12 protein-coding genes, 1 other RNA gene and 1 pseudogene are annotated in these 13,637 nt (G+C 63.7%); 7 read left to right on the forward strand and 7 right to left on the reverse strand.

Annotated elements, in window-relative coordinates; all coding sequences use genetic code 11:
* Positions 1–155: 155 nt before the first annotated feature.
* The 4 genes from BVH06_RS18910 to BVH06_RS18925 all read right to left on the reverse strand — a co-directional run bounded on the left by BVH06_RS18910 (position 156) and on the right by BVH06_RS18925 (position 3,925).
* The gene (locus BVH06_RS18910; protein ID WP_075935111.1) at positions 156–1,037 is read right to left on the reverse strand and encodes a DMT family transporter; all 882 of its coding nucleotides are present in this window, start codon (positions 1,035–1,037) and stop codon (positions 156–158) included.
* Positions 1,038–1,121: 84 nt separating this feature from the next.
* On the reverse strand, positions 1,122–1,943 hold the full coding sequence (locus BVH06_RS18915) for a sugar phosphate isomerase/epimerase (RefSeq protein WP_075935112.1): 822 nt from the start codon (positions 1,941–1,943) through the stop codon (positions 1,122–1,124).
* A 40-nt stretch (positions 1,944–1,983) separates the two neighbouring features.
* On the reverse strand, positions 1,984–3,030 hold the full coding sequence (locus tag BVH06_RS18920) for a Gfo/Idh/MocA family protein (protein WP_075935113.1): 1,047 nt from the start codon (positions 3,028–3,030) through the stop codon (positions 1,984–1,986).
* A gap of 121 nt (positions 3,031–3,151) precedes the next feature.
* Positions 3,152–3,925, reverse strand: coding sequence for an IclR family transcriptional regulator (locus BVH06_RS18925; RefSeq protein WP_075932753.1), 774 nt, complete (start codon positions 3,923–3,925; stop codon positions 3,152–3,154).
* A 314-nt stretch (positions 3,926–4,239) separates the two neighbouring features.
* Here BVH06_RS18925 and BVH06_RS18930 point away from each other — a divergent pair, with 314 nt between their 5' ends.
* From BVH06_RS18930 to BVH06_RS18950, 5 genes are all read left to right on the forward strand, one after another.
* Positions 4,240–4,425 (forward strand): hypothetical protein, encoded by a 186-nt coding sequence (locus BVH06_RS18930; protein WP_075932744.1) that lies wholly within the window; start codon positions 4,240–4,242, stop codon positions 4,423–4,425.
* A 45-nt stretch (positions 4,426–4,470) separates the two neighbouring features.
* The gene (locus BVH06_RS18935) at positions 4,471–4,938 is read left to right on the forward strand and encodes a tripartite tricarboxylate transporter TctB family protein (protein ID WP_075935114.1); all 468 of its coding nucleotides are present in this window, start codon (positions 4,471–4,473) and stop codon (positions 4,936–4,938) included.
* Positions 4,939–4,950: 12 nt separating this feature from the next.
* Complete coding sequence (locus BVH06_RS18940) at positions 4,951–6,465, forward strand: tripartite tricarboxylate transporter permease (RefSeq protein ID WP_075935115.1); 1,515 nt, start codon at positions 4,951–4,953, stop codon at positions 6,463–6,465.
* A gap of 62 nt (positions 6,466–6,527) precedes the next feature.
* Positions 6,528–7,529 (forward strand): tripartite tricarboxylate transporter substrate binding protein, encoded by a 1,002-nt coding sequence (locus BVH06_RS18945; protein WP_075935116.1) that lies wholly within the window; start codon positions 6,528–6,530, stop codon positions 7,527–7,529.
* A gap of 222 nt (positions 7,530–7,751) precedes the next feature.
* On the forward strand, positions 7,752–8,957 hold the full coding sequence (locus BVH06_RS18950) for an OprD family porin (RefSeq protein ID WP_371915306.1): 1,206 nt from the start codon (positions 7,752–7,754) through the stop codon (positions 8,955–8,957).
* A 174-nt stretch (positions 8,958–9,131) separates the two neighbouring features.
* Here the strand turns inward: BVH06_RS18950 and ffs are convergent.
* From ffs to BVH06_RS26395, 3 genes and pseudogenes are all read right to left on the reverse strand, one after another.
* Positions 9,132–9,228, reverse strand: an RNA gene (gene ffs / locus BVH06_RS18955) — signal recognition particle sRNA small type.
* 101 nt (positions 9,229–9,329) lie between these two features.
* Positions 9,330–10,172: a methyl-accepting chemotaxis protein gene (locus BVH06_RS26390; protein WP_371915307.1), complete on the reverse strand. Its 843-nt coding sequence runs from the start codon at positions 10,170–10,172 to the stop codon at positions 9,330–9,332.
* Between the two features lie 15 nt (positions 10,173–10,187).
* Positions 10,188–10,964 (reverse strand): annotated as a pseudogene (locus BVH06_RS26395) (MCP four helix bundle domain-containing protein); the annotation flags it as partial.
* A gap of 286 nt (positions 10,965–11,250) precedes the next feature.
* On the opposite strand from BVH06_RS26395, the gene BVH06_RS18965 reads away from it, so the two are divergent.
* A complete protein-coding gene (locus BVH06_RS18965; RefSeq protein ID WP_013791713.1) occupies positions 11,251–11,529 on the forward strand; it encodes an HU family DNA-binding protein in 279 nt (92 codons plus the stop codon).
* Positions 11,530–11,649: 120 nt separating this feature from the next.
* The gene (locus BVH06_RS18970; RefSeq protein WP_075935119.1) at positions 11,650–13,362 is read left to right on the forward strand and encodes an OPT family oligopeptide transporter; all 1,713 of its coding nucleotides are present in this window, start codon (positions 11,650–11,652) and stop codon (positions 13,360–13,362) included.
* Positions 13,363–13,637: the final 275 nt, after the last annotated feature.

The following is a 13,637-nucleotide window of genomic DNA, read 5'->3' on the forward strand; positions in this document are numbered from 1 at the left end:
CCAATGACAGAAAAGCCCTCCCAAAAGGGCAGGAACGTATTAACATCGTGCACAAGAACGCCGGTTTGTAGATGTGTTTGCTCGCACGAACATCATCCATCAAACCGGCGTTCTTGTTTCTGTCTTTCCCAGGATTCCGTGAAGAACCTAAAATTTCAGCGCTTTCTGCGTTGCTGATAGGCGGCCGCCAGCCCGCTGAGACAAATGATGGCGATACCCACCTTGGCACTCGCCTCGGGGTCGTGGCCGAAGATGATCAGCCCCAGCAGGCCGGCGAAGACGATCTGGCAGTAGCCGAACGGCGCCAGCAGTGCCGGCGCGGCGTGGCGGAAGGCCTTGGTCAGCAGCAGGTGAGCGAACATGCCGCACGCGCCGAGGGCCAGCATCAGCGGCAAATGTTGCCACTGCGGCAGTTGCCAGAAGAACGGCACCAGGCAGCTCATCAGCAAGGTATTGAGCAGGCCGGTAAAGAAGTTGCTGGTGGTCGGCGTGTCGTGCTGGCTGAGCAGGCGCGTGAGTATCTGGTAGGCCGCGAAGCAGCTAGCCGAACAGAGCGGCAGCAGTACGGCCGGGGTGAACAGGTCGCCGCCCGGATGCACGATGATCAGTACGCCTACGAAGCCCACCAGTACCGCCGCCCATTGCCCCCGGCTGACACGCTCCTTGAGCAGCGGCACCGACAGCGCGGTAACCAGCAGCGGCGCCAGGAAGTTGACCGCCGTGGCCTCGGCCAGCGGGATGTACAAAAGACCGGTGGTGAAGAACAGGCTGCAGCCCAGCAGGCAGATCGCCCGCAGCGCCTGCAACCCAGGCCGTTTGCTGCGCAGCACGCGCAACCCCGACTGCGGCAGGAAGATGCCGGCCATCAGCAGCGTGTGCACCACATAGCGCGCCCACACCACCATGATCACCGGGTAGATGCCGGACAAGTACTTCGACAGCGCGTCATGGCTGGCGAACAGAAAGGTCGCCAGCACCACCAGGGCGATGCCCTTCAAGGGATGATTGACGCCTGACAGCGAACTCGGGGTGCTCATGGGAATTCTCGTGATCCAGACGTCATTATCGGTAGCAAACTAACTATATGTGCGGTCTGCCGCCATTGCGGATTTCAGTATGGGCTATGCCGACAGGTCGAGACGTTTCAACAGCGCCCGAGTCTTGTCGATGGCCATCTGCGCCCGCTGCGTCGGATCCTCCACCTGCCGGGTGGGGATTTCCAGACTCAACGGAACATTGGCCGGTAGACAGCGCAACAGCCCCGGCAAGTCACAATCACCGTCACCGGGAAAACGCCGCTCGTTACGCGCCTGGCGCAGAATCTCCGCCATGTCGTCCGGCCGCGGCCCGGCCACGTCGCACAGTTGGGCATAACCCAGCCATGATGGTTCCACCTGCTGCAATTCGTCGAGGCGTGACCCCGAGCGATTGAAATGAAAGGCGTCGACCAGCACGCCGCCGTTGTCACGGCCGGCCTGCCGCACGATACGCACTGCCTGTGAGAGATCGGCCACGTTGGTCCAGGGCATGAATTCCAGATGGGGCCGCAAGCCGTACGGCAGGGCGCGGTCGCACAATTCGCCGAAATTGTCGGTCAGCCGCGCTGCATCCGGGTCGTTGCCGGCGACCAGCACCTCACGCGCACCGAACTCGGCGCCAACCTCCAGCACCGCCTCGAAATCGCTGCAGCGTGTATGGGGTTTGAGCCGCAGGATCTCGACGTCGAGTACGCCGATGCCGGTGTCGCGCAGCCGCCTGAGCGTCTGCCGGCGCAAATCCGCGTCGGCCACCAGCGCGAAGTGATGTTCCTCGTCGGTGGCGGGAATCAGGCGCAGGCCGACATGACTGTAGCCCGTTCGGGCCGCCACCTCGACCATCTGCGGGGGCTCGAGTTCGAGGACGGTCAGGCTGGCCAGGGACATCAGGCGCTCGTGGGTATGCATCGATCTCTCTCCGGGCCGTGGCCCATGAATGGACGTTGGCTCAGACGGATTCGGGTACGGTGGCGCAGCCCTGCTCGGCTGCGCGGCAGATGGCGTCATACAGCGCCAGGGTGCGGCCGGCATCGGCTGCACTGACCAGCGGCAGCGCTTCGCCCCGCGCGACTTCGATGAAGTGCTTGAGCTGCAACAACAGCGCCGGAGCAGCCTCGTATTGATGCTCCACACTCTGCAAGGGCTCGTGCCAGCCAGCGCCTGTGGAGGCGTACGACCAGTAACGCAGTTGCGGGATGCTCAGCGAACCTGCGGTGCCGGCCAGCAGATAACACGGCTGATCGGGCTGCCGTGGATACACCGGGTTTTCCCCGGCGCTGAGCTCCCAGCTCCAGGGAGCCGCCGCCGCGTCGGAGCCGGTCAGGCTACCCAGTGCGCCATTGGCGAAGCGCAGGATGATCGCCGCGCCATCCTCGTTGGTGAAGCCGCGCACGGCGTGGCTAGTAAGCGCCTGAACCTGGTCCACCTCGCCACACAGGTAGCGCAGCAGATCCAGATCATGGATCAGGTTGGTCAGCAGCATCCCCGCTCCGGGCTCGCGCCGCCATGGAACGTCGTAGTAACTGTCCGGCTTCTGCAGTTGCCAGAGCGCCGTCACCGTGGTGAGTTGCCCCAGGACGCCCTGCAGCATCAATTCCCGCGCCTTGCCGATCAACGGATTGTGGCGGCGGTGGTGACCCACGAGCACCGGCACCCCGCTGCGCTGCACGGCAGCCACCAGTTCGCGCACTTCCTGCAGGCTGACGCCGACCGGCTTTTCGAGCAGCGCCGGCAGGCCGGCCTCGACACAGCGCAACGCAGTGGGCACATGGGCCACATTGGGGTTGGCGATGATCACTGCCTGGGCCAGGCGGCTGTCCAGCAGGGCCTGCAGTTCATCGAAGCACGGCACACCGTGCTCGGCGGCGAGCAGTCGGGCCTGCTCGCTAGGGTCGACGACCGCGCAGAGAGTAGCGTGCGGCAGCTCGCGCAGATAACTGAGGTGTTGCCGGCCCATGATACCGGCGCCGATCAGGGCGATTCGCAAAGGGTTCAAGGTATGAGTCCTTTTCTGATTGTTATAGGCGCAGCGCGCTCGACAACAATCTAGAACTCAGTTCCATATTTAATCAACACCGGATAGAGCACCCGGCCGTTAATCGAACGTTATCGGCCACTCAAACGAACAGGTCCGATGCCTGGCTCGCTGACGACAGCTCGGCAGCCGCTTCCAGCAGCAGGGGTGCAAGCTGTTCCATGCGCTCGCCGGGCATGCGCGCGCTGGGGCCGGCAATGCTCAGCACGCCAATCACGCCACCGCGCTGCGGGTGGCTGACCACCGCAGCCAGCGCGCAGGTGCCCAGGGAGGAAGTTTCCACCACGGTCGCGTAGCCGCGCTCGCGGGCACGCTGCAGGTAACCGAGCAGCGCTTCATCGTCATGGGGTGCGTTGGGGCCGAACTCGCTGTCGTCGGGAATATGCTGGCGCGCCACCAGTGCCAATGCGTCGGCGTCCGCCAGGTTGGCCAGCCAGGCATGGCCGGAGGCGGTGTAGCGCAGCGGCGCGTCACGGCCCATGTCGGGGTCATAGCGCAGGCCGGAGCGCGCGCCCTGGGATTTGGCGATCCAGGTCTGCCGCTCGCCTTCGATCACCCCCAGGCGCACCAGCTCCCCACTTTGCCGGGCCAGGCGATCGAGGATCGGCTGCACGATGTCGGCGCCGCTGGCCGACAGGTAGCGAAAACCCAAGGCGACCAGCTTGGTCGAGAGCCGATAGCGGCTGGTATCGGCGTCCTGCCGCACGTAACCCAGACGCACCAACTCGGCGAGCATGCGGTGGGTGGCACTCTTGGGAATCTGCAACTGCTCGGCCAAGGTCTGCATCGGCACGTCACCGGCGCCCGCCAGACTTTCCAGCAGGTTGAGCGCCCGTTCTATCTGGCTTCCGGCCATGGTCATGCCCTCGATTGATTTGCCGCGATTCTAAAGACCCAGCGGTGCCGGCGGAACCGCCACATTCTGAAATCATCGCAGCTGCCGTCGGGATAGCCGCGGGTTGGCTGCGCCGGAACATGAGGCCATAATCCAGACCGGCTGATTGTACTAACTGGTTCGTTCTTGTTCGGTTATCGAACAGGAACCGATTTGGTGAATTGAATTAGCCCGCATCACCGCACAGTATTCCCAGCACTTGCGTGAGACATGCCGGATTTGCCAGCACCACTCACGAAAAAATGCCTCACCTATAAATATAAGAAGGTCACGCCATGCCACAGCTCGACACTGTGTTCACCCGCGCCCGGCAGATCAGCCTGAGCGCCATTCGCTCCCTGGCCAATACGCACAGCGACGCCGCGTCGTCCTTAGCGCCTACGGCCCTCGACATGCTCACTTTCCAGACGCCCGCGCACCCTACCCACGCGCCGATTCGCCAAGCCGGCATACGCACCTGAGCGGTTTTCCCACGCGGGCAGCACAGGCTGCATCTGGAGTGAGTCATGAGTACATCGAAAAAAGTACCGGTGGGTGAGCGCACCTTCTGCATCTTGCTGGTGGTCTTCAGCCTGTTCGTTCTGTATCAGGCCTATCTGATTTCCGGGTTCTCCTCGATCAGCTCGCCCGGTGCCTTCCCCCTGGGTGCCGGTGCCGTGCTGCTGATCGCCGCCGTACGAGTGCTCTGGGAATTGCGCGGCAAGCCGACCCACGGCGAAAGCTGGGCGGCCTCGGCCAAGCGCTTCAGCCACGAGCACTTCCCACGTCACATCGTGGTCTTCACCCTGCTCTCGGTGGCCTACCTGGCCGTCATCCAGTGGGCGAGCTTCTACGTCAGCACCTTCGCCTTCCTGATGCTCTCCATCGTCTACCTGCGGCGCGGCAAGGTGCTTTCGGCCCTGGTCGCCAGCGGCATCTCGGTGCTGGCCATCTACCTGCTGTTCACCCTGGCGTTCAGCGTCTACCTGCCCTGAGACGAGACTTCCATGAGCGATACCTTTTCCTACCTGCTGATGGCCTGGGTGGACCCCAACCTGCTGATGTTGACGGCGCTCGGCACCTTCGCGGGCATCTACATCGGCGCCATTCCGGGTTTGTCGGTGACCATGGCGGTGTCCATCCTCGTCTCGTTCACCTTCTCCTGGGACGTCAACGACGCCCTGGCGTTGATCGTCGGCATCTTCATCGGCGGCGTGTACGGTGGCGCGCGCAGCGCCATCCTGCTGAACATTCCCGGCGGCCCCTCTTCGGTGGCTACCTCGTTCGACGGTTACCCGCTGGCCAAGCGTGGCGAGGCCGGTCGCGCCATCGGCCTGAGCACCGTGATGTCGGTGATCGGCGGGCTGGTGGGCACCCTAGTACTGGCAATGGCAGCGCCGATACTTGGTGATCTGGCGCTGAAGTTCGCGCCTCGCGACTATTTCCTGATCGCCGCCATCGGCCTGATGCTGGTCGGCAGCCTCGCAGAAGGCAGCCTGGCCAAGGGCATCTTCGCCGTCGCCCTGGGCGCGATCATCGGCATGGTCGGCATGGACCCGGTCACCGCTGAAGGGCGCTTCACCATGGGCCAGATGGAGCTGATGGGCGGCATCCACTACGTGGTGGTGATGATCGGCCTGTTCGGCGTCGCCGAAGCGCTCTTTCAGCTGCATAACCTCAGCACCCAGGCGGTCAAGCAGAAGGTCGACAAGATCATTCCATCGGTGGCGATGGTGCTCAAGTTCCTGCCGCTGTCGCTGCGCACTTCGATCATCGGCGTGCTGGTCGGCGTGCTGCCTGGCGTCGGTGGCGAGATCGCTGCCCTGCTCGCCTACGACCATGCCAAGCGCACGGTCAAGAACCCGACCAGCCCGTTCGGTGAAGGCGCCTACGAAGGCCTGGTAGCACCGGAAACCGCCAACAGCGCTGCCGTCGGTAGCGCTTACGTACCGATGCTGACGCTCGGCATGCCGGGCGATGCGGTCACCGCGGTGATCATCGGCGCGCTGGTGATCCACGGCCTCAACCCCGGCCCGATGCTGATGGTCGAGAACCCACACATCTTCTGGTTCACCGTCGGCAACCTGGCGCTGGCCAACATTTTCCTGCTGATCTTCGGACTAATGGGCATCAAGCTGTTCGCCAAGGTCGTCGAGCTGCCCAAGGCCGTGCTGATTCCGCTGATTCTGGTGCTCTGTACCGTCGGCTCCTACTCGCTGAACAGCAGCATGACCGAGGTGTACTGGATGCTTGGTTTCGGCCTGCTCGGCTACTTCCTCAAAGCGTTCGGCTTCCAGATGGGGCCGATCATCCTTGGCGTGATCCTCGGCCCGCTGATGGACAGCTCCTACCGCCAGGCCATGGCCTCGGTTGGCGACAACCCGGTCGAGCTGCTCAGCGAAATGGTCAGCAGCCCATTGTCGCTGATTCTCAGCAGCGCTCTGGTGCTGGTGCTACTGAGCAACACGCCGCTGTTCGGCTGGCTCAAACGCAAGCGCAAGGCCGCTTCGGTTCAACCTTGATACACCGCGTCACGCATGCCCGGAAACGGATATATAAAAACAACCAATGGAGAGTCTCCAACATGCTCAAGCAACTACTTACCGGCGTCGCATTTTCCCTTAGTGCACTGACGCTCGCCCTGCCGGCCCATGCCGAATACCCGGAACGCAGCATCCAGGCGGTGATCCCCTGGGGCGCTGGCGGTGCCACCGACAACGTGATGCGCAGCCTGGCGCCCTATGTCGAGAAGGAGCTGGGCACCAAGCTGATCCTCAACAACCGCCCCGGCGGCACCGCCGTGATCGGCAGCAGCTACGTGATGCAGCAGCGGCCCAACGGCTACACCCTGCTGCTCGGCGCCGAGAACCCGCAGTTGTATCCGGTTCTCGGCCTGGCCAAGTTCGACTACAGCGACTTCTACCCAGTCAACATCATTGGCCAGAACGTGGTGGTGATCGCCACCAACGCCGACAGCCCCTTCAACTCCATGGCCGATCTGCTGGCTGCGGCCAAGGAAAAGCCGGACACCTTGCGCATGGGCTCCACTGGCGCCGGCGGCCTGCCGAGCACCGTACACGCTATGGTCAATGCCGTCGGCGAGCTGAAGGTGCGTGAAGTGACCTTTGGCGGCGACGGCCCCGGCATCACCGCACTGATGGGCAAGCACATCGACTTCATGCCGCTGAGCCTGGCAGCTGCCCAGGAACTGGTGCGCTCCGGCAAGCTCAAGGCGCTGGCCGTGCTGGCCGCCGAGGAAGTACCGGAGCTGCCGGGCGTCGAACCGATCACCAAGGCCCTGCCGGACATCGGCGAATACCTGCCATGGGGCCCGTTCTGGGGCGCGTTCGTGCACAAGGACACTCCCGACGACATCAAGCAGAAGCTGGTCGAGGCCTACTCCAAGGCCGTGGCCAATGAAGAGTTCCAGGGTTTCCTGAAGAACTACGGCGCCCAGAGCCTGAACCTCAATGGCGCCGAAGCCGAGCAATTCCTCAAGCGCTGGCAGTCGGTCACGGCCTGGTCGATGTACAAGGCCAAGGCCATCGAGATCTCGCCGGACAGCGTCGGTATCGAGCAACCCTGATAACCGGGCTGGGCAGGCAAACTGCCCGGCCTGTGCTGTAGCGGAGCGCCCAGTCGGGCCAACTCCATCAATCGATGACAGAAAAACGCTTCCGCCCAGGCGGCAGGACTCGTGCGTCCTGAGAAAAGGAAAATCGTCATGAAACCGATCGAAACCGCAGTTCGCAGCCGCTGCTTGCTCGCCCCCTCGCTGCTGGCGCTCGGCGTTGCTCTCACCCTGCCGATGGGCGCCCACGCCGAGGGCTTCATCGACGACGCCAAGGTGTCGCTGAACCTGCGCAACTTCTACATCAACCGCAACTTCACCAACCCCGAGGGCCCGAGCGCGACGGCGCCGCAGAACAAGGCCGAGGAATGGACCCAGAGCTTCATTCTCGATGCCCGCTCCGGTTACACGCCCGGCGTGGTCGGCTTCGGTGTCGATGCGCTGGGCATGCTTTCGCTCAAGCTCGACGGCGGTCGCGGCACCTACGGCACCGGCCTGCTACCACGTCATGACGACGGCCGCCCGGCTGACGACTATGGTCGCCTGGCACTGGCTGCCAAGGCCAGGATCTCCAAGACCGAACTGAAGGTTGGTGAGTGGATGCCGGTGCTGCCGATCCTGCGTGCCGACGATGGCCGCTCGCTCCCGCAAACGTTCGAAGGTGCCCAGGTCACCTCCAACGAAATCGCCGGCCTGACGCTTTACGGGGGCCAGTTCCGTCAGAACAGCGAACGCAACAACGCCAGCATGGAAAACATGTTTCTGAGCGGCAACAGCGCAGCCAATGACTCCAACCGTTTCAACTTCGTCGGCGGTGAGTACAAGTTCAACGGCGACCGCACCATGATCGGCCTGTGGGGCGCCGAGCTGAAGGACGTCTACGAGCAGCAGTACCTGCAACTGATCCACAGCCAGCCTATCGGCGACTGGACCCTGGGCGCCAACCTCGGCTACTTCCAGGGTGAGGACGACGGCTCCGCGCGCGCCGGTAAACTGGACAACAAGACCTACTCCGGTCTGTTCTCCGCCAAGTACGGCAGCAACACCTTCTACGTCGGCCTGCAGAAGGTTACCGGCGACACCGGCTGGATGCGCGTCAACGGCACCAGCGGCGGCACCCTGGCCAACGACAGCTATAACTCCAGCTTCGACAACGCCAAGGAGAAATCCTGGCAGGTACGCCATGATTTCAACTTCGCCGGCGTCGGTATCCCGGGCCTGACCCTGATGAACCGCTATATCAGCGGCAGCAACGTGCATACCGCTGCTACAGACGATGGCAAGGAATGGGGCCGTGAGACCGAGCTGGCCTACGTGATCCAGGACGGCGCCTTCAAGAACCTGAGCGTGCGCTGGCGTAACGCGAGCATCCGTCGCGACTACAGCAACAACGAGTTCGACGAGAACCGCCTGATCTTCAATTACCCGCTGTCGATCCTGTAAGCCAGCGCCGCTCTCCAGTGTCACCCTTTGCCCGTCCCTGAGACGGGCTTTTTCATGGCCAGCGTGAAGAGATCAGGTACGACAGACAGCAGAAAACGCCGCTGCGGTAGGTACCGAGCGCCGAAGCTATATATTCAAAAAGGACGACCCGAGCGGGCCTGGAGATGGAGGCGATCCTGCCAGCCACACCCCGGCACACAATGTTCCCGCTGTGGCTGCTTCCTTCCGGATCTGACCAGGTTCACGGGTAATCGTTGCGGGGGGACCGGCAGGACCACCATAACGCGGCTCACCATGCAGTGAGCCGGCGCTATTGTACCGGCTTGCGCCGAACTTACAACTGCTTCAAGCACTTAGCGTGCATATGGATGACTAGACGCGAAAGCGTCCGACCAGTCGCGCCAGGTCGCTGGACAGCTCGGACAGGCGCTGGCTGGCCTGCGTGCTCTGCTGCGACGTATGCGCCGCCTCGTTGGACAGCTCGCGGATATCGGTGATGTTGCGGGCGATCTCCTCGGTGACGCTGCTCTGTTGCTCGCACGCGGTGGCGATCTGCGCGGTCATGTCGTTGATGCGTTGCAACGATTCGCTGGTGTCGTTCAGCGCCTGATCCACGCCTGCCGCCTGCTCGACGCTTTCCCGCGCCTTGAGGCTGCCGGTCTGGGTCGCCTTGACGGCGTTCTGCACCCCGCCCTGCAGGCGCATGATCATGTCCTGGATGTCCGTGGTCGACTGCTGGGTGCGCCCCGCCAGGGCGCGCACCTCATCGGCCACCACGGCGAAGCCTCTGCCCTGCTCCCCGGCCCGCGCGGCCTCGATGGCGGCGTTGAGCGCCAGCAGATTGGTCTGTTCGGCAATACCGCGGATCACCGCCAGCACCTCGCCGATCCTGCCGGCTTCCTGCTCGAGCGCCTGAATACTCTGCGAGGCGCTTTCCACCTCACCGGCCAGATGCCGAATGGTCTGGATGGTCGCTCCGACCACCCGCGCACCTTCGCGCGATTGGGTTTCGGCATGGCGCACGGTATCGGCGGCTCCCTGGGCGCTGCGAGCGACCTCATGCACCGCCGCGCTCATCTCGGTCGCGGCGGTGCTGACCTGATCGACCGCCGCATGCTCGCTGTTGATCAGCCGATCGTTGGTCGCCGCCATCACCGCCAGGCCTTGCGCCGCATTGGCCACCTCGCCGGTAACCCGCCCCACGTCGCTGATCATCGGGTGCAGCTTGTCGAGGAAACGGTTGAAGGTGGCACTGAGCCGGCCGAGTTCGTCACGCGAGGACACCTCCAGGCGTACTCGCAGGTCACCATCGCCATCGGCCAGCTGTTCGATGCGCTCGAGCAAACGGTGCAGCGGGCGCGTCACCAGCCTAGGGAAGGCAATGATCAGCAGCAGGCATACCAGCAACCCACTCACCATTGCCACGCCAAGTTGCCAGCTCAGACGCTCGCCCTGGGCAATCGCGGCGGTGCCGACATCCTTGGCGCCCTGGTCTTCCAGCTCGCCGAGTTTGTTGATGACCTCGCGCATGGCATCGAACTGCGCCTCGCTGTCACCAAAACTCAGGCGGGCGGCGGCGACGGGGTCGGTACCGATCAGTTGCATGACCTGCGCGGCACTGCGCTCCCAGGTCGCAAAGGCACGTTCGAAGTCGGCCACCAGGCGCGCTGCCTCGTCGCCCGGCTGCATCTGCGCATAAGCCCGCACGCGGTCGGCTGCCTGCTTGACGTTCTCGGCCTGGGACTGACGCAGGTCGGCAACGTGTTCCCGAGCACCATCGCTGAGCAGGCTGCGCTCGGCGACCAGCGCCTGATAGAGGTCGCGGTCGGCGTTGAGCAGCAGGCTCACACCCGGCAGAAACTGATGGGTCATACGGTTGCTGGCACCGACCACCTGGCCGATGCCCCACATGGCCAGTGCGCCCATCAGCACCAGCAGCAGCGCCAGGAAAACGATCGGCAGGGCGATCTTCGAACGAAACCCGAGATCAGCGAATACGCGCAGCATGGCTACCCCCAGCAGAACCGCCGTGGTTCTGGCTCTGTTTCCAGGAGAATAGCTCCATTTGGCGCGACGCAAAGGCAAAGAGCCAGTATCTTTACGCGAACTTGACGCCACCGCGCGCCGCCAATAAAAGGTCGCAAGCGCCCGGATTTGAGCACTGCGGCGGAATTAACCGGCTACAGGTAGGTCACAATGAAGCCTGACCGATCGGGCAGAACCGCCCGGATCGATCATCTCTGAGTAGCGGCGTCATTCGGCGCCAGATTTTTCATCCCCAAGGAGCAATCACATGGCCATTACCAAAGACCAATTGATCGGTGACATCGCAGAAGCCATCGACACGCCGAAGACCACCGTCCGTGCGGCACTCGATCAGCTGAGCGAGATCGTCAGCGACGCGTTGGAAAATGGTGGTGAAATCACCCTGCCGGGCATCGGCAAACTGAAGGTCAGCGAGCGCCCAGCGCGCACCGGTCGCAACCCGCAGACTGGCAAGGCCATCGAAATCGCTGCCAAGAAGGTCGTGAAGTTCGTGCCGGCCAAGGCCCTGACCGACGCGGTCAACTGATCCAACAGCGGGGCGCTTCAAGGTGCCCCGCTGCTCCCCCGCAACACCTCTCCCGCTTAAGACTGAACCCCCACCCTCCTGCCGCCTCAAACGACGACATTCGTAAGATGCAGGCTCGCCATGCTCGCCGACCGCGAACTCACCTTCCGCGCGCTGTTTTCCGGTGTGCTGCTCGGCGCCCTGCTGACGCCATCGAACATCTATTCGGGCCTGAAGATCGGCTGGTCATTCAACATGTCGATCATCGCGCTGCTGGTCAGCTACGGCATTTGGCAAAGCTTGGTGCGCTGGCGCCTGGGCACCGCCTGGAGCATGCGCGAGAGCAACATCAACCAGACGACTGCCTCGGCTGCCGCGTCGATCATTTCCGGTGGCCTGGTAGCGCCCATACCGGCCTACACCCTGCTGACCGGGCAACAGCTGCCCACGCTGCCATTGATGGCCTGGGTGTTCTCGGTGAGCTTTCTGGGTATCTGGGTGGCCTGGTACCTGCGCCGCAGCATGGTCGAGGACACCCGCCTGCGCTTTCCCGAGGCGGTCGCCACCCTGGAAACCATGCAGCAGGTCTACAACCATGGGCGTGACGCCCTGCAGCGTCTCTGCGTGCTCGGCACGGCGGCGCTGCTCGGTGGGTTGGTGAAATGGGCCGATACCTTTCTCTACAGCCTGCCGCGCTGGTCGCCCAGCGCGCAGTTGGAACGGCTGACCTTCAACCTCGACCCGTCGCCGCTGTTGATCGGCTTTGGCGGCATCATCGGCATCCGCGTCGGCCTGTCGCTGCTGCTCGGTGCTTTGATCGCCTGGGGCGGCTTGGCGCCGTGGTTGCTGAGCAGTGGCTTGGTCGCGCTTGCCGACGGTGCCGGCGGCCCGCAGTTCGCCCCGCTGGTGGAGTGGCTGCTGTGGCCCGGCGTGACCCTGCTGGTCTGCGCCACCCTGACCTCACTGGCGGTACGCTTCGTGGCGAGCCGGCGCGTCGCCCGTGCTACTGGCAAAACGCCCCGGCAGAGCCCTGCCAAATTGCCGCTGCTGATGCTGGTTCTGGCTTCCTTGCTGGTGCTGACGCTGCAGGTGCTGCTGTTCGACATCGACCCGCTGATGGCGCTGCTCAGCGTGCCGCTGGCGGTGGCCCTCGCCTGCATGGCCGCGCGGGTGGTCGGGGCGACCGGTATTCCGCCGATTGGCGCCACCGGGCAGCTGTCGCAGCTGACGTTCGGGGTGATCGCGCCAGGGCAGGTCAGCGTCAACCTGATGGCCGCCAACACCGCCGGCGGCGCCGCCGGCCAGTGCACCGACCTGCTCAACGACTTCCGGGTAGGCCACGCCATCGGCGCCAAGCCCTACAACCAGTTGATCGCCCAATGCCTGGGCATTCTCGTCGGCAGCATCGTCGGCGTGCTGGTCTATCAAATCCTAATTCCCGACCCACAGGGCATGCTAATCACCCAACAATGGCCGGCGCCCGCCGTCGCCACCTGGAAAGCGGTCGCCGAAGTGCTGGGTTATGGCCTCGATTCTCTCGACGTGAGCATTCGCTGGGCCATGCTGGCGGGCGCCTTGTGCGGCATGGTGTTCGGCGTCCTGGAAGCAAGCCTGCCCGTGCAGTCGACCTTTGCCCGACTGCTGCCGAGCTCTGCGGCCTTTGGCCTGGCGTTCATCATCCCGGCGTCGATCTCACTGATGATGGCGATCGGCGCCCTGCTCGCCTGGGTATTTCAGTCACGCTGGCGCAGCCTCGGCGAGCGCTTCACCATCGCCGCAGCGGCTGGGCTGGTGGCCGGCGAAAGCATCGTCGGGGTCGGCACATCGTTCTGGATGATGCTGGCGGGTGGTTAAAACCGCATCAATCAGCCATACATGACGGTTCAGACCAACGCAGCCTGCCATCCGTGTAGTAGCGTCGACCTCGGCGCGAAACTATGGCGGCCTTGCTGTGGAATCGGCGTCGTACATCCAATTCGCCGCGGGTCGCGGCTTGTATGTTCTAGGCTAGGAACCTGTCGGGGGGTGGAGGGACATGCGCGGCTTCTGCAAGCGACAAGCCAGACAGTGGGAGAATTCCCCCACCCCATACTCACCGCAAACGCCGATAAGGAATCCTTCGGTCGGAG

The organism is Pseudomonas sp. PA27(2017) (assembly GCF_001945445.1).
GTDB lineage: Bacteria > Pseudomonadota > Gammaproteobacteria > Pseudomonadales > Pseudomonadaceae > Aquipseudomonas.

What these genes read in the sequence shown, in the direction of transcription:
- BVH06_RS18970 (WP_075935119.1), top strand. Translation starts at nt 11,650, where the DNA reads ATGCTCGCCGACCGCGAACTCACCTTCCGCGCGCTGTTTTCCGGTGTG.
- BVH06_RS18935 (WP_075935114.1), top strand. Translation starts at nt 4,471, where the DNA reads ATGAGTACATCGAAAAAAGTACCGGTGGGTGAGCGCACCTTCTGCATC.
- BVH06_RS18965 (WP_013791713.1), top strand. Translation starts at nt 11,251, where the DNA reads ATGGCCATTACCAAAGACCAATTGATCGGTGACATCGCAGAAGCCATC.
- BVH06_RS26390 (WP_371915307.1), bottom strand. Translation starts at nt 10,172, where the DNA reads ATGATCAGCGACGTGGGGCGGGTTACCGGCGAGGTGGCCAATGCGGCG.
- BVH06_RS18915 (WP_075935112.1), bottom strand. Translation starts at nt 1,943, where the DNA reads ATGCATACCCACGAGCGCCTGATGTCCCTGGCCAGCCTGACCGTCCTC.
- BVH06_RS18925 (WP_075932753.1), bottom strand. Translation starts at nt 3,925, where the DNA reads ATGGCCGGAAGCCAGATAGAACGGGCGCTCAACCTGCTGGAAAGTCTG.
- BVH06_RS18945 (WP_075935116.1), top strand. Translation starts at nt 6,528, where the DNA reads ATGCTCAAGCAACTACTTACCGGCGTCGCATTTTCCCTTAGTGCACTG.
- BVH06_RS18930 (WP_075932744.1), top strand. Translation starts at nt 4,240, where the DNA reads ATGCCACAGCTCGACACTGTGTTCACCCGCGCCCGGCAGATCAGCCTG.
- BVH06_RS18950 (WP_371915306.1), top strand. Translation starts at nt 7,752, where the DNA reads ATGGGCGCCCACGCCGAGGGCTTCATCGACGACGCCAAGGTGTCGCTG.
- BVH06_RS18940 (WP_075935115.1), top strand. Translation starts at nt 4,951, where the DNA reads ATGAGCGATACCTTTTCCTACCTGCTGATGGCCTGGGTGGACCCCAAC.
- BVH06_RS18910 (WP_075935111.1), bottom strand. Translation starts at nt 1,037, where the DNA reads ATGAGCACCCCGAGTTCGCTGTCAGGCGTCAATCATCCCTTGAAGGGC.